This is a genomic window from Blautia sp. MSJ-9 (genome assembly GCF_018919065.1).
Taxonomy (GTDB): Bacteria; Bacillota; Clostridia; order Lachnospirales; family Lachnospiraceae; genus Blautia_A.
Map to the genome: position 1 here is coordinate 1 of NZ_JAHLQG010000027.1, position 15,079 is coordinate 15,079.

19 protein-coding genes are annotated in these 15,079 nt (G+C 43.5%); 6 read left to right on the forward strand and 13 right to left on the reverse strand.

The features are described from left to right. Nucleotides 1-177 precede the first annotated feature (177 nt). The 5 genes from KQI87_RS07000 to KQI87_RS07020 form a co-directional block, all read right to left on the reverse strand. Nucleotides 178-432, reverse strand: coding sequence for an HPr family phosphocarrier protein (locus tag KQI87_RS07000; protein ID WP_216459548.1), 255 nt, complete (start codon nucleotides 430-432; stop codon nucleotides 178-180). Beyond that, the gene (gene whiA / locus KQI87_RS07005) at nucleotides 429-1,388 is read right to left on the reverse strand and encodes a DNA-binding protein WhiA (protein ID WP_216459549.1); all 960 of its coding nucleotides are present in this window, start codon (nucleotides 1,386-1,388) and stop codon (nucleotides 429-431) included. Before whiA ends, KQI87_RS07000 begins: the two co-directional genes overlap by 4 nt. A 10-nt stretch (nucleotides 1,389-1,398) precedes the next feature. Continuing rightward, on the reverse strand, nucleotides 1,399-2,286 hold the full coding sequence (gene rapZ / locus KQI87_RS07010; protein WP_216459550.1) for an RNase adapter RapZ: 888 nt from the start codon (nucleotides 2,284-2,286) through the stop codon (nucleotides 1,399-1,401). Between the two features lie 13 nt (nucleotides 2,287-2,299). Further along, nucleotides 2,300-3,238: a UDP-N-acetylmuramate dehydrogenase gene (murB, locus tag KQI87_RS07015; RefSeq protein ID WP_216459551.1), complete on the reverse strand. Its 939-nt coding sequence runs from the start codon at nucleotides 3,236-3,238 to the stop codon at nucleotides 2,300-2,302. A gap of 126 nt (nucleotides 3,239-3,364) precedes the next feature. Further along, entirely contained in the window at nucleotides 3,365-4,081 is a 717-nt protein-coding gene (locus KQI87_RS07020) for a tRNA threonylcarbamoyladenosine dehydratase (protein WP_216459552.1), read from the reverse strand. Between the two features lie 163 nt (nucleotides 4,082-4,244). Between KQI87_RS07020 and KQI87_RS07025 the strand changes: the two genes are divergently transcribed. The 6 genes from KQI87_RS07025 to KQI87_RS07050 all read left to right on the forward strand — a co-directional run bounded on the left by KQI87_RS07025 (nucleotide 4,245) and on the right by KQI87_RS07050 (nucleotide 8,147). Continuing rightward, nucleotides 4,245-4,664, forward strand: a complete 420-nt coding sequence (locus KQI87_RS07025; protein ID WP_216459553.1) for a stage V sporulation protein AB — start codon at nucleotides 4,245-4,247, stop codon at nucleotides 4,662-4,664. A gap of 97 nt (nucleotides 4,665-4,761) precedes the next feature. Further along, nucleotides 4,762-5,235 (forward strand): SpoVA/SpoVAEb family sporulation membrane protein, encoded by a 474-nt coding sequence (locus KQI87_RS07030; RefSeq protein ID WP_216459554.1) that lies wholly within the window; start codon nucleotides 4,762-4,764, stop codon nucleotides 5,233-5,235. Further along, a complete protein-coding gene (locus tag KQI87_RS07035; protein WP_216459555.1) occupies nucleotides 5,232-6,362 on the forward strand; it encodes a stage V sporulation protein AD in 1,131 nt (376 codons plus the stop codon). The genes KQI87_RS07030 and KQI87_RS07035 overlap by 4 nt, the downstream gene beginning before the upstream one ends. 183 nt (nucleotides 6,363-6,545) lie before the next feature. Then, nucleotides 6,546-6,902, forward strand: coding sequence for a SpoVA/SpoVAEb family sporulation membrane protein (locus KQI87_RS07040; RefSeq protein ID WP_216459556.1), 357 nt, complete (start codon nucleotides 6,546-6,548; stop codon nucleotides 6,900-6,902). Nucleotides 6,903-6,908: 6 nt separating this feature from the next. After that, nucleotides 6,909-7,523, forward strand: coding sequence for a stage V sporulation protein AA (locus KQI87_RS07045; RefSeq protein ID WP_216459557.1), 615 nt, complete (start codon nucleotides 6,909-6,911; stop codon nucleotides 7,521-7,523). A gap of 126 nt (nucleotides 7,524-7,649) precedes the next feature. Further along, complete coding sequence (locus KQI87_RS07050; RefSeq protein WP_216459558.1) at nucleotides 7,650-8,147, forward strand: QueT transporter family protein; 498 nt, start codon at nucleotides 7,650-7,652, stop codon at nucleotides 8,145-8,147. Between the two features lie 89 nt (nucleotides 8,148-8,236). Here the strand turns inward: KQI87_RS07050 and KQI87_RS07055 are convergent, their stop codons facing one another. The 8 genes from KQI87_RS07055 to KQI87_RS07085 all read right to left on the reverse strand — a co-directional run bounded on the left by KQI87_RS07055 (nucleotide 8,237) and on the right by KQI87_RS07085 (nucleotide 15,078). Beyond that, nucleotides 8,237-8,950, reverse strand: a complete 714-nt coding sequence (locus KQI87_RS07055; RefSeq protein WP_216459559.1) for a SigF/SigG family RNA polymerase sporulation sigma factor — start codon at nucleotides 8,948-8,950, stop codon at nucleotides 8,237-8,239. A gap of 2 nt (nucleotides 8,951-8,952) precedes the next feature. Further along, entirely contained in the window at nucleotides 8,953-9,381 is a 429-nt protein-coding gene (spoIIAB, locus tag KQI87_RS07060) for an anti-sigma F factor (RefSeq protein ID WP_216459560.1), read from the reverse strand. A 16-nt stretch (nucleotides 9,382-9,397) separates the two neighbouring features. After that, the gene (locus KQI87_RS07065; protein WP_216459561.1) at nucleotides 9,398-9,712 is read right to left on the reverse strand and encodes an anti-sigma factor antagonist; all 315 of its coding nucleotides are present in this window, start codon (nucleotides 9,710-9,712) and stop codon (nucleotides 9,398-9,400) included. Nucleotides 9,713-9,805: 93 nt separating this feature from the next. After that, nucleotides 9,806-10,111 carry a DUF6783 domain-containing protein gene (locus KQI87_RS17205; RefSeq protein WP_334300727.1) on the reverse strand — a complete coding sequence of 102 codons (306 nt, stop codon included), beginning with the start codon at nucleotides 10,109-10,111 and terminating at the stop codon, nucleotides 9,806-9,808. Beyond that, nucleotides 10,002-11,402 carry a tetratricopeptide repeat protein gene (locus KQI87_RS07070; RefSeq protein ID WP_216459562.1) on the reverse strand — a complete coding sequence of 467 codons (1,401 nt, stop codon included), beginning with the start codon at nucleotides 11,400-11,402 and terminating at the stop codon, nucleotides 10,002-10,004. Before KQI87_RS07070 ends, KQI87_RS17205 begins: the two co-directional genes overlap by 110 nt. Before the next feature lie 10 nt (nucleotides 11,403-11,412). Then, the gene (locus tag KQI87_RS07075; protein WP_216459563.1) at nucleotides 11,413-11,565 is read right to left on the reverse strand and encodes a hypothetical protein; all 153 of its coding nucleotides are present in this window, start codon (nucleotides 11,563-11,565) and stop codon (nucleotides 11,413-11,415) included. After that, nucleotides 11,562-12,860 carry a bifunctional folylpolyglutamate synthase/dihydrofolate synthase gene (locus tag KQI87_RS07080; protein WP_216459564.1) on the reverse strand — a complete coding sequence of 433 codons (1,299 nt, stop codon included), beginning with the start codon at nucleotides 12,858-12,860 and terminating at the stop codon, nucleotides 11,562-11,564. Before KQI87_RS07080 ends, KQI87_RS07075 begins: the two co-directional genes overlap by 4 nt. 193 nt (nucleotides 12,861-13,053) lie before the next feature. Next, on the reverse strand, nucleotides 13,054-15,078 hold the full coding sequence (locus KQI87_RS07085; RefSeq protein ID WP_216459565.1) for an LTA synthase family protein: 2,025 nt from the start codon (nucleotides 15,076-15,078) through the stop codon (nucleotides 13,054-13,056). Nucleotide 15,079: the final 1 nt, after the last annotated feature.

Genomic DNA, 15,079 nt, shown 5'->3' on the forward strand with positions numbered 1-15,079 from the left:
AAGAAAGAGTCAGCAAAGCTATCCACATAACTTTGCTGACCTGGAAATATTTCCACAGAAATAAAAATATAAATTTCGTCATTTTTTACAATGGCCTATGCATACCTCTGAACAGTAACCCGAAAAGCGGTCTTCCCTTTCGGATGTGTCTTATATTCCAAGAAATCTGAATTCTGATTACTGATTGCTTAAATACTGCTCAATACTTGTCATTGCAGCTTCTTCGTCATCACCATTTGCAGATAATGTAATCTCTTCTCCTGCATCAAGTCCAAGAGTCATCATGCCCATAATACTCTTGGCATTTACGCGCTTCTTTCCAATCTCTACATAAATCTCACTGTTAAACTGGCTTGCAACCTGTACCAGCTGTGCTACAGGACGTGCCTCCAGACCTGTGGATAAATTAATGGTGACTGGTTTTTTGATCATAATAATTCTCCTCCTTGTTTCTCCCGCAGTTCGTCAGCCATTGCACTCAGTTTTCTCAAACGGTGATTGACTCCCGATTTGCCCACCTGCGGGCTCAACATCATTCCTAATTCTTTTAATGTAGCTTCCGGATATTGCATCCGGAGTTCTGCAATCTGTGCAAGTCCTTCATTAAGCTGTTCAAATCCCAGTTTCTGCTGAATCAGCTTAATATCCTCCATCTGCTTGACAGCTGCATTTACTGTTTTATTAATATTCGCAGTTTCACAGTTAACTTTTCTGTTTACGGAATTCCTCATTTCTTTCAGTATGCGGATGTTCTCCAGGTCCATCAATGCTACATTGGCTTCCATAACAGCAAGCATATCAACAATCTGTGCACCCTCTTTCACATAGACCACATGTGATTTCTTTCGCTGCACGATCTTAGCATCTACCGAAAAACTGCGGATGATCGTCTGTAACTGCTCCGCTCTCCTTACATCAGGACAAACAATCTCAAAGTGATATCCTTTCTCAGGATCACTGATTGAACCCGACGCTAAGAAAGCGCCCCTGATAAACGCCCGTTTACAGCAATTCTGCTGTGCCACCAGCATATCTGCCACTATAAGCGTACCGTGGTCAACACTGTCCGTGGTCAGTTTCAAAGCCTGAAGGATTACCTGGATCTCTTTAGGCTCAGATATTTCAATTACATATACCTTTACCCGTTTCAGTTGACTGTTCTCACGTACAGATATTTCTGTCTCTATATTAAATGTTTTTTGCAATAATGTAAAGCACTTTCTTGCAACTACTTCATTTTCCGTCTGGATCTTCAGTATATCTCCCTGTGGAAAATACCCCATTCTCCCGCAGGAACCTATGATAGCTGCCAGTTCTGCGATCCTGCAGTGCCTGGCATTTCCAATCTGTCTGGAAAGTTCTTCTTTCACCATCCCCGAAAAAGACATCTCTCCTGTATCATCCTTCCTGTTTTTTTAGCAGGCGGTCCTTCTCCGCATCTCTGTGTTCCAGCCTGAATCCATATTTCGTATTCTTTGAAAGTCTGGAATACAGTTCCCGTGCCAGTGTAACAGAACGATGTTTGCCGCCTGTACACCCGATTGCGATCACCAGATTTGTCTTTCCCTCTTTTACGTAATTTGGAATAAGGAAAGTGATCATATCTTCCAGCTTATCCGCAAATGCCACCGCTGTATCGCAGTCCATTACATAATTAAAAACACGGTCATCCAAACCGGTCAGCGGTCTGAGTTCATCCACATAATATGGGTTCGGCAGGAAACGCACATCAAACACGAGATCTGCATCTGCCGGTATTCCATATTTAAAACCAAATGACAATACAGAGATCATCATATTACAGAACTCTTGATTGTCTACAAAGATCCTTTCAATCTCCTGCTTCAGTTCTCTTGTCAGCAGATGGCTGGTATCGATGATATAATCTGCACGATTCTTCAGGAAGCGCATCTTCTCTCTCTCGAGACGAATGCCGTCATCTACTCTTCCACCCATGGCAAGAGGATGACTTCTTCGTGTTTCCTTATATCGCTTGACAAGCACACTGTCCTCTGCATCCAGAAACAGAATCTCAAAATCATATCCTGCGGTTTTCATTCTGTCCAGAACAATTTCCAGTTCATCCAGGGAGCGACCGCTTCTCGCATCGATCCCCAGTGCCACATTCTGCACATCCTCTCCATGTATCTCCGGCATCAGTGACGCGAATTTCTCCAGCAGTGGAATCGGAAGATTATCTACGCAAAAATAATTTGCATCTTCCAGCATCTTCAAAGCTGCTGTTTTTCCTGCCCCTGATACTCCTGTAACTATTACAAAACGCATCTCTTATCTCCTGTCACTTTATATTCAGTCCAAATGCATCTCCGAAATTTCCCAGAAACTTCACTTCTGGTTCAAGAGTTACACCAAACTGTTCTTTTACCTTATCCTGTACATCTTTCATAAGTCTGCACACATCTGCTGCAGTTGCATTGTCTTTATTGATCACAAATCCACAGTGTTTCTCAGCCACCTGTGCACCGCCCGTCTGATATCCCCTCAGACCTGCATCCATGATCAGCTTGCCTGCAAAATACCCCTCCGGACGCTTAAATGTACTTCCTGCGCTCGGAAATTCCAGAGGCTGTTTGCCGACTCTCTGCTCAGTCAGTTCTTTCATTCTGGTCTTTATTGCTTCCTGGTCACCCTTTTCAAGCTCGATTACTGCTCCCAGCACCAGATAACCGTTTGTTTTTACAACACTTGTGCGGTATCCCATCTCAAGCTTCTCTGCCGGAAGAGTAAGAATCTCTCCGTTACCAGTCATAACCGTAACTTCTTTCAGCACATCTTTCATCTCTCCGCCATATGCACCTGCATTCATCACGACCGCACCGCCAAGTGTACCTGGAATACCGCCTGCAAACTCAAAACCTGTAAGTGATGCATTCTTAGCCGCTGATGCTATCTGGGAAAGCAAAGCACCCGCATTTGCACGGATCACATTTCCCTCAACAGAAATATCGCCGTAATTTCTGTAAAGCTGTATGATCACACCTCTGTATCCCTCATCACTGACCAGAAGATTGCTTCCATTGCCAAGGATAAAATACGGCAGTGATTCTTCTTTACATATCTCAATGATCCCTTTCACCTCTTTCGGAGAAGATGGCATTAAAAAGTAATCTGCCGGACCGCCGATGCGAAATGTTGTATGGCGCTTCATTGGTTCATCTGCTTTAACCTTCTCTTCTCCCAGCAGATTATTAAATTTCTCTATTACATTCTGATTCACAGATTTTATTCCTCTATCTTTCTATCTTATTTCCTGTTCTGTTTTATATTCTTTTATTATCATTCACAGCTAAAATATCCTGAAAACAGCAGCTTTCTGCTCTTTTAAGTTCCTGTATTGTCTACATCATCTTATCTTCCTGTATTTTATCCGGGATATGCTTCCTGATTTTCCCAGCAGTTCCCTGACTACCATACCTGCAAGCAGCATCCCCGCTGTTCCCGGTACAAAAGAAATACTTCCATGCGTCTGTACATCCGCAGTTCTCTCCCTAGAACACAGCACTTTCACTCTGCGGATCCCTTTTCTGCGCAGCTCCGCTCTTATCCGTTTTGCCATTGGACACATTTTGCTTCTGGAAATATCCATAATCTCCAGCCTTGACGGATCCAGCTTATCCTCCAGATCCATGCAGGATATGACAGGCACCCCACAGGCCTTCGCATTCTCGATCAGCAGAACCTTAGACTCTACAGTATTCATTGTATCTATTATATAATCATAATTTTTCAGATCAAACATCCCTGCAGTCTCGGCATTATAAAACGTCTCATATGTGTGTACCAAAATACCTTCATCAATATCTCTGATCCTCATCTTGGCAATCTGAACATTGCTTCTGCCAACAGTGGACCGCAGTGCATACAGCTGTCTGTTGATGTCCGTAACAGACACCGTTCCATTATCTACAAGCGCAAGACTCGCAACCCCGCATCTGGCCAGAGCCTCTGCAGTAAAAGAGCCGGTCCCGCCAAGTCCAAAAACAGCGATCCTTGCCCGGCTCAGCTTATCAGCACCTGTATCTCCAAGAAGCATCTCCATTCTGGAAAAAGCATCCGGCATACAAAAAACCTCCTACGAATCATTATCTGTATAGGACATTATACTATCTCTGTGCTCAAAAGTACAGTTCTTCATAGATTCTTTAGAATTGACGCATATTATTTTATAATTCCGCCATAATACATATCACAATCTTTTAGTCAGAACAACTCAGGAGGCAGCTATGCTACAGCAGATTTTTCTCGGATTTCTCGGACTTTGTTCCGGTTTTATCATTGCAGGAGGACTGGTCGGTCTTCTGATCGGTCTTTCTATTGTTCCCAGATATGCAGGCATTACTCATACTGCTGACCATATGATGCTGTATGAAGATATCACTCTGCTCGGGACAGAACTTGGAAATCTGTTCTACCTTTTTCACTGGAAAATCCCTCTCGGTACTCCGTTTCTGATCCTGTATGGACTCTTTTCCGGAATCTTTCTCGGAGGATGGATCATGGCACTTGCAGAAATGGCAGACATCTTTCCCATCTTTGCACGCAGGATCCGTTTCCAGCGCGGACTTTCCTTTACAATCCTGTGCGTTGCATTCGGAAAGACTATCGGCTCGCTGATTTACTATTATAATGGATGGATTCCATAATTTCCAGTTGAATTTATCGTCAGGCAAATATTCTTAATATGATCAGACAGCAAATCGGATAATCATATCTGCCAGCCTAAAAGAAAGGAACATTCTTATGTCAGACAATCATTCATCTCAGCAGAAACAAAAGCAATACGAAGACTATGTAAAAAAGATCACTCCCGTCCACAGCCTTGGCCTTAACATGTGTAAAGCATTTTTCACAGGCGGGATCATCTGTGTTCTGGGGCAGTTTATCCTAAATTATGCCGGAAAGCTCGGGCTTGACAAAGAGACTTCCGGTTCCTGGTGTTCTCTTATCCTGATACTTATCAGTGTCATCCTCACCGGCTGTAATCTCTATTCCAAAATCGGGAAATTCGGAGGAGCCGGAGGACTTGTTCCGATTACCGGATTCGCCAATTCCGTCGCAGCATCTGCTATTGAATACAAAGCAGAGGGACAGGTATTCGGCATCGGCTGTAAGATTTTTACCATTGCAGGACCTGTGATCCTTTACGGGATCCTGTGTTCCTGGATTCTCGGTGTTATCTACTATATTTTCAAATTTGCAGGAGGCCTTTTATGAACAGACAAATGACATGCGGTGCCTCAAGCATCGCTTTTCGAAATCCTGTTTTTATCCAGAGCTGTGCCTGTGTTGCCGGCCAGAAAGAAAGTGAGGGACCGCTTGGAACATGCTTTGATATTATAAATGAAGATCCCATGTTCGGAGCAGACACATGGGAAGCAGCTGAGAGTACGATGCAGAAGCAGGCTGCTACACTGGCAGTTCAGAAAGCAGGTCTTCAAAACAGAGATATCCGTCTTCTGTTTGCAGGCGATCTGCTGGCACAGACCGTTGCCTCATCTTTTGGAACAGCCGGACTGGGGATTCCATTTTACGGACTGTTCGGTGCATGCTCTACTATGGGCGAATCTCTTTCTCTGGGTTCCATGTGTATTGCCGGAGGGTATGGCAGTCATATCTTATGTGCAACCTCCAGTCACTTTGCCAGCGCAGAAAAGGAATTCCGTTTTCCCCTGGGATACGGGAATCAAAGACCCTTATCTGCTACCTGGACAGTCACTGGCGCCGGAGCCTGTGTACTCGGATGCAATCCGCCGACACGCGACTCTGCCAAAATATCCGGATCAGCTTCCGATACAACTTCTGCCGGAAACTCTGTCAGATATCCCGGCACTCTCAGAGACAACAATACCTGCGCCGTCATAACCGGCCTTACCACAGGCAGGCTTATTGATTTCGGCTTCAAAGATTCTTTTAATATGGGTGGCTGTATGGCACCTGCTGCCTGCGATACCATTGCACAGAATTTTAAAGATTTCAATCGTAAACCTGAAGATTATGATGCCATCTTCACTGGGGATCTGGGAATGGTAGGACAGAAGATTCTCTTTGATCTCCTGTCAGAAAAAGGCTTCGATATTTCTTCCAGACATCAGGACTGTGGAATGCTGATCTATGATCCGCAGACTCAGGATACCCATTCCGGCGGAAGCGGGTGTGGATGTGCCGCAACTGTTCTGGCAGGCCATATCCTGCCGAATATTATAAACGGAACATGGAAACGGATTCTGTTTGTACCTACAGGTGCACTGTTATCCAAGGTCAGCTTTAATGAAGGCGATTCTATCCCCGGCATTGCACATGCGGTTATTATTGAACAGTATCAGCTTCCAAATATTCCCTGAATCATGTATATAGTTTCACTCCGCAGCCATTGCTTACTTCACTCGAATCAAACGGATAAAATCATCCTCTTTGCGGCCTGTTCATAACCTAACAACTGCTTATTGCTTCTCACAATTGCAGCAGAGGACTTACTTGATTTGATTAAAATATAATTTATAAATTGATACCAGGAGGTAGTATTCATGGATTATTTTAACGCATTCTGGACTGGCGGGCTCATCTGTGCCCTGGTCCAGATCCTACTTGACAGGACAAAGCTCATGCCCGGCCGGATCATGGTTCTTCTGGTCTGCGCCGGCTCTGTCCTCAGCGCCATCGGTATTTATCAGCCATTTGCAGATTTTGCAGGAGCAGGTGCATCTGTTCCTCTTCTGGGATTTGGTAATGTATTATGGAAAGGAATAAAAGAAGCCATCGACGAAAACGGTCTGATCGGACTCTTCATGGGCGGTTTCACTGCATGCGCAGTAGGTGTTTCCGCAGCGCTTATCTTCTCCTATCTTGCAAGTCTGGTTTTCAAGCCGAAAATGAAAGGATGATTCAAAATGAGTGACACTCTTTATTTACAGTTAGATCAGAATATTCAGGTAGAACATCCTCATATCTATCTTCAGGATATTGCCAGCCTCTCCTGCAGCAACAGCAAAGTCCTGAACCGTCTTCGGGTAATGCCTGTTGCAAATCTTTCTCCTGATAAACCAGGCCGCTATGTAATGTCCGTTATGGATCTGATCACAGAAATCCAGAAAAGAGAACCCGACCTCGAAATCAATCCTATCGGAGAATCTAATTTTATCATCACATACAAAAACGAACCCGGCCCCAGACTTATCTGGCAGTGGTGCAAAATCATCTTCGTCGGACTGGCAACCTTTTTCGGTGCAGGATTCTCGATCATGACTTTTAACAACGATGTAGATCTGGGCAGCCTGTTCTCAGGCATCTATACTCAGGTCACCGGACAACCCTCTAATAACTTTACTGTTCTGGAGATCACCTATTCCATTGGCATCGGTCTTGGTGTCCTGTTCTTCTTTAACCATTTCGGTCATATGAAGATCACTACAGATCCGACGCCTATGCAGATACAGATGCGATTGTACGAAGACGATGTTAACACAACTATCATCGAAGATATTGACCGCATGAAACAAAAGTGATACACTGTCAGATGCCGGATTTTCTGATGAACATACCGCATCAGCCAATAAGGTCCTTTTAAATCTGGTAACCGAGTGTTCGAGACCTTCCACTCGTAAAAAAAATACTAAAGGAGATTATTGAATATGAAAAACAAAGGTACCCAGTTTCTGACAGAAGCAGCAGCGATCGGAGCAATTTATGTAGTTCTGACTTTATTGCTTGCACCACTAAGTTTTGGCGAAGTTCAGATCCGCTTTTCTGAGGCTCTGACTATTCTGCCATTCTTTACCCCGGCAGCAATTCCCGGACTGTTTATCGGATGTATCATTGCCAATCTTCTTGGAGGTGCGATTCCGGTAGATATCATTTTCGGAAGCATTGCAACTCTGATCGGAGCAGTATTCACTTACAAGCTTCGCAACAGTAATCGCTTCCTTGCACCAATTCCGCCAATCGCAGCAAATGCCATAATCGTGCCGTTTGTACTTCGCTTTGGATACGGAGTTAATCTTCCAATCCCACTTATGATGCTGACTGTAGGTATCGGTGAAGTAGTTTCCTGTGCAATTGTCGGACTGATTCTTCAGACCGCGCTTCTGAAATACAAGAATGTTATTTTCAGATCACAGAAAGCCTTATAAAGCTGATCCATAGATCACAGAGTGTGCAGATCATCCTGTCTGCACACTCTTTTTATATCTCCCCCGCTCTGTTATGTTCTCGTCGTTCACTATAACTGTTCTTTTAGTTGTTTCAGAATTCTTTTTTCCATTCTGGAAACTTGGACCTGTGAAATTCCCAGTTCTGCTGCTATCTCCGTCTGCGTCATATCTTTGAAATATCTCATGTAAATTAGTTGTCGTTCCTTTACCTTCAGTTTCTGTAAAATCTCATCCAGAAAAATCCGGTTCAATGCCAGATCCTGTCCATTTTCTTTTTCCTGAAGCCTGTCCATCAATGAAATATCATTTCCGTCGCCCTGATAGATAATCTTATGTAATGACTCTACTTCAGCTCCGGATTCCAGCGATATCAGTGCTTCCTCCACAGAAAGCTCCGCAGCTGCCGCAATTTCTTCCAGCACAGGCTCACGTCCCAGTTCTTTCTCCAGCTTCTCCCTTGCCGAATAAATCCTGACACAGTTTTCCTTCAGACTTCTGCTTACTTTCAGTATTCCGTCATCCCTCAGATAACGCCTTATCTCTCCTAGGATCATAGGAACTGCATAGGTTGAAAATCTCACATCATAAGATCTGTCAAAATGATCTATTGCCTTAAGTAGTCCAATACTCCCGATCTGCACCAGATCCTCCATCTCTACTCCACGTCCCAGAAATCTCTTTGCCACACTATACACAAGCCCTGCATTTTCCTCAAATATTGTATCTCTTGCCTCTTTATCTCCCTGTTGCGATTTTATGATCAGAGCAAGAGTATGATCCATTCCTACCTCCTGATTGTTTTCTTCATATGAACTATGGTTCCTTTTCCGACCTGTGACTCTACGGTCACTTCATCCATAAATGCTTCCATAAACGTAAATCCCATTCCTGAGCGGTCTTTCTCCGGCTTGGTTGTAAAAAGAGGTTCCATAGCTTTCGGGATATCACTGATTCCAACTCCCTGATCAATTACATCCACCCAGAGTGTTTCTTCCTGCATTCTGCAACAAACCTCTATTTTTTGTACGGTTCCCTCATAAGCATGGATAATACAGTTTGTTACCGCCTCAGATACCGCTGTTTTTAAATCTGCCACTTCTTCCAGTGTAGGATTCATCTGCGTACAAAAAGCTGCAACTGTAACCCTCGCAAGCCCTTCATTCTCAGGGCGGCTGTCAAATACCAGCTTCATTTCATTGGTGTTTTGCTTCATATTCCCTCCCCCTTCCTCAAACTTTCCCACATATCTCAACAAATTTGTATACTCCGGACAAATGTAGCAGTTTCTCTATGTATGAACTTACTCCTGTTGCCTGTATACAGTCGCCGCGCATTCCCATTGCCCGATATCGTCCCATGATCAGTCCAATTCCCGAACTGTCCATAAACGCAGTCCCCGAAAAATCAAACGTAATTGTCCGAATATATTTCTTTCGGATAATCTCATCAGAATCTCTCCGTATTTCGTCTGTCACCATATGATCTACTTCCTTTGGAAGGTGAATGATCAGACAATTTCCCTGTATTTCAAATCTGTTCTCCATAAAACTCCTCCTTTTCACTGATTTTTTGTAAGAAAAAAGAGACACATGAATTTCATGCATCTCTTTTGTATCTTCATTATTAATATTCTCTTTTCATGAAACAAACATCCCAGTCTTAATCTGTCCACTAGAGCATGTTTGAAAAAGGCTTTCTGCAAGATGTGCGTCACAATTTGTAGGAGATTTTGTTCGGATGAGGGCGTCGTAGCGGGCTACGACAACCGAATTCGTACAAAATATACCGCAAAGTGAGGCGTGCAGACTGCGGGAATGCTTTTTCAAACACTCTCTAGTACTCTGAATCATCATAGGAATTATCATCGCTATAACCACCATCATAATCCCCATTGTCATAAGATCCATTATCATAGGAACTATCGTCATAACCTGAGGTATCATAAGAACTGTCATCATAACTTCCGTCATCTCCGGAATCTGAATACACATCGCCTGCAACATCTGCATTGTCTCCGTTATCCGTGCCACCTGTACTATCCGTTCCATCAGATGACGCATCTGACGATGTGCTGTCTGTTGTTCCCTCAATTCCCGTTGTTCCTGTGCTGTTACAGATCGTATTATAAATTCCTTTAAGGTCTGCAGACAGTAAATCCGCATACACATTCTGAATCTTAAGTGCAGCTTCATCCATATTCTGCTGCTGAAATGCCGCATATGCTTCCAAAAGTGCCTCGTAGCTGCTGCTTTTCTTCTTCTCTTCTTCGATCTGTTTGGAAGCAGCCTCAACCGTATCTCCGGATTCCTGCGCCTGACTCTGTGCTTTTGTCAGCTCTGCGCCCTGGCTGGATACTGCATCACTGTACTTCACAATCTGTTGATTTGCTTCTCTGTAAATTCCCTGTCGTATCGCAGGAACAGCCAGCAGATAAAACGCCAGTAAGCCTGCAGCAAATCCGGCAACCAGTGTAAAGAACAATGAAACCCTTGACTTCTCCTTATATGGAGCCGTCGGGATCACCATGTCTTTGCTGATACTTCCAATATCCTTTTCCTCGGAATTTTTATTTCCAAAGCGACTCTTTTTCTGACGGTCCAGACGAGTCGATACTCCGGTCTGCTCATCAATCTCACTTAAAAAGCGCAAAGTTGTTGTATTGGTCTTATCAATCTTTGCTGCTCTTCGAAGAGTTCTTCGAGCCTTATTGTACTCTCCCTCTTTCATCTGAACCAGAGCAAGTAAATGGTAGCCCTTGATCAGCTTCGGATTCTGAGTCAGAATCTTCTTCAGTCTGATCGCTGCCATATCTTCATGACCCTCTCTGCAGAGATTCAGCGCATCATTATACTTTCTGATCGTCTCGTTAATTGCCTCAAGTTTATTGGAATTTGCCTGAAGTTTATTGATATATTCCGACGCCAGGTTTCTGGACGGCTGCAGATTCTTGCTGATCACCCATTCACTGAGCGCCGCCACAACCTCACCGGTTTCAAAATACACCAGACCCAGAAGATTTCTTGCCTGAATATTATGCTTATTATACATAAGACTCTGTTTCAGACAATTGATCGCACCTGACAGGTCACGGACACTGGCTTTCTCCAGCCCCTGGTTGTAATACTGTCTGGAAAGATAATCCACTTTCTTCTGTATCAGCACATTACATCCACATTTCGGGCAGTAGTCCAGATCCTTGTCCACCAGGAACGCACCACAATTCATACAATTCATGTGTTTCTCCTTATTTCACCCGTCTGCCGCTCTTTGCCTCACGGAGAACTTCCTGGAGAACATCCAGGATATCTGTCAGTTCTCTCTCATAAATCGCCCCTTCCGCATCTGCTACATCCAGACATGGCTCAAATTTCTTCAATTCTTCTTCGTAATCTATCATTTCTTATTTCTCCTGATCACATCTTTAATCTCACCAACAAGATACAGTGAACCCACACAGAAGAGCATACCGTCATCCCCCTTTGCTTCCAGAGCTCTGGCAAATGCCTGTTCAATATCCTCAACTGCTTCCACAGATTTTGCACCTGCTTCTGTAAAAAGCTTCGCAAATCTCTCCGCAGGAACTTCACGATATCCGCCTACTGAAGTTACAACCACATGGCGGAATGTGATCCTGCTGCAGATCGTATGTATCATATCTGTAAAATCTTTGTCATCCACTGCTGAGAAAAGCAGAGTCAGCGGACATTCTTTCTGGAAATGCTCTGCTGTCTCCACAAACTTCTCTACCCCATCCTCATTATGCGCACCATCCACGATCACGCCAGGAAGTACAGTCTCCATTCTTCCCTGCCAGCGTGTTCTCTCAATTCCCTCATGGATCTTATCCATAGATACCGGGATTACATTCTGCAGAATCTCGATGGTCTTTAATGCAAGTGCACTGTTCATCACCTGATATTTTGCAATAAACGGAATAGAAAAAACTGTATCCCCATAATAATCATTATGGAATGAAAAATCAATGCCTGCAGAAGTATTTCTGATAATTTCCGTATCTTCTCTCTTTACTTCATAAGCCGGACTTCCCAGTTCTTTTGCCTTTGCGCTAATCACGGCTGCCGCATCCGGATCATTTCCATCATAGATCACCGGCACGCCAGGTACGATAATTCCCGCTTTCTCTCCTGCGATCTTCGCCACAGTATCACCCAGATACTGCATATGATCCAGACTGATAGAAGTAATGACACATGCCACCGGATTCTCTACTGCTGTAGTCGCATCCATTCTGCCGCCCAGTCCTGTTTCCAGAGTCACATAATCCACACCTGCCTCTGCAAAGATCACCATTCCCATCAGGAACAGCATTTCAAAGTAAGTCGGATGATAACTTCCCTCTGCAACCAGTTCATCAGAAAGTGCTTTTACTTTCTCGAAAGCTTTCAGGAATGTATCATTGTCAATATTTACCTCATTGATCTGAAATCTCTCATTGATCTCAACCAGATGAGGAGAAGTAAACAGTCCGCAGGAATATCCTGCTTCACGCAGAATGGAAGTCAGGAATGCACATGTGCTGCCTTTTCCATTCGTACCTGCTACATGGATCACCTTAAATTTATCCTGAGGATTGCCAAGTCTCCTTAAGCATTCCTTTGTGTGATCCAAACTGTTCTTCTTTGTAAATTTCGGAGTTTCATCAATATAAGCAACTGCTTCTTCGTAATTCATAAAAAATTCCACCACTTATCTATAATGTATTTGAGATATCCAAGATTGCAAAACTGTTTTAACAACGGAGCAATCCGTAGATATCGGGGTAACCCCCGCAACTTTTCTAGTTACTCTAACATTATATAATAGTGGTGGAAGATGTCCAGTACCAATCGTAATATTTTATCCGACAAAATCTGGAGACGAATATTTATTCCGCATCCGTACTTTCACTTAATTTCCATTTATTACTTGAATAAAGTGCATAACAGGAACGGTCATAACTCTTGCTCAACGGTTTCCTGGTCGAACTGTTACTTCTCTGAATTACCGCCAGCCTGTCGAAATCATTCAGTTCCGTACCTGTGATCATCAGTGTGGTCGGATTGATATAAACCGTATCATACCATTCTCCATTCAGCTTCACTTCACTGGACGGCGTAAATTCCGTTCCCTTAATGTAGTATGTATGATCCGCCTCTGAGATGCACTGAATAGAATCCAGAGTCACATCATAGATTCCCATCCGCATTCTGGTACGCAGATAAGGGCTTTCGCCGCCATAAGAATAACGCTCTCCGTAAAGCAGGTCATACTGTAAAGTTTCCAGATCCACCTGATAATTCTTGGTGTTTCTTCTTGCCTGATGATAACGGAAAATCGTTCCCTCATGAATACCTACACGATCCATAACCTCTGCTGCCATCTGATATGCTGCAAGATTCTCATCCTTCTTCTGAAGTCCAAAATTATCCCACATCACATACTCTGTCTGGAACAGATATTTGTTATCCAGATCCTCAACGGTCAGTCCCATAGTCGGCAGATGATCACCATACATAACCAGAACCACATCCTCAGGATAATCTGCCAGCTTGTCTGTCAGCTCTTTGACGAAATTATCCATCTCATGGATCTCATTTACATAGTATTCCCACTTGTTATTCTCTTCCTCTGTAGGTGCACCGGAAACCGTGATCTCCGGATCCTCCAGAATCTGCTCATCCGGATATGCTCCATGTCCCTGCACGGAAATCGTATACACATAGTCCGGTCCTTCTGTAGAATCCAGACACTTCAGAATTTCATCTGTCAGAACTTCATCCTTCACCCAGCCATTTGGATTTTTCTCATCTTCTCTTGCCATATACTCTTCTGAAGTAAAGGTGTCAAATCCGAGGTTCGGGAAAATCGATCTTCTTCCATAGAAATTCGCCTCATTGTTATGAACTGCATGAGTGGTATAACCCAGATTCTTCAGTACATAAGGAGCACTCTCACAGGTAGTTTCTTTCAGGATACTCTTATACGGATATTCACCCGGTCCAAAATAGTGCATGCTCATTCCGGTGATAGATTCAAACTCCGTATTTGCAGTTCCCGCACCGACAGACGGAACTTTATAATATCCGGAAGAATATTCTTTCATCAGCTTACGGAATGTCGGAATCGGGTCTTCAGAAATATTCAGATAATTTACCAATGTAGGATCAAAAAATGATTCCAACTGTAAAAACAGAATATTCGGGCGCTTTTCTTCCTGTGTCTCCGGGAGATTCTTTTCCGTCTTCTCAATCCTCTGGATTTCCTTCTCAGAGTAATCCCTCGGACAGCTGATACCTGTGTTAAAAATTGTAGTTGCGAGACAATAAGGATAACCATAATCCTCATATGCAAAAGCAATATTTCCAAAGTAATTGGAAAGTACCCTCTTCTCCAGTGCCAGCTGTGTGCTTCCTGCAAAAAGAGCAACTGCCAGCAGGATCAGAGGAATATTATAACGATACTTAATCTTATTCTTATACTTCGGTCCCTTGATCAAAAGGATCAGAAGTAAAATAACCAAAATTCCAAACAGGATGCAGACTGCCACAACACCTGCAGCAGGCAGGTATTTGTTGGCAATCTTCATTGCATCTGTGATCAGATGCAGATCCGGTCCGGTAAAAGGTGTAACACGGTTCAGCAGGAGAACACCGTTAATAATGGCCAGTATCAGCCAGAACAGCGTAACCAGTACTCTCCAGAATACTCTCCTGTGAAACAGATAAACAATCAGTGACGAGGTAAAAATGAATGCTGTATTATATGCAAAAACCAATGGTTTCTGTGTCATATAATTCCATGCTTCTATAAACGAGTGACGGCAGATTGCCTCCATAACAAAATATCCCGCTGCGCTGGCAAGTACATGGAGTAAAAGGGAGATTTTGTTACAAATCTTGTACAATTTCATC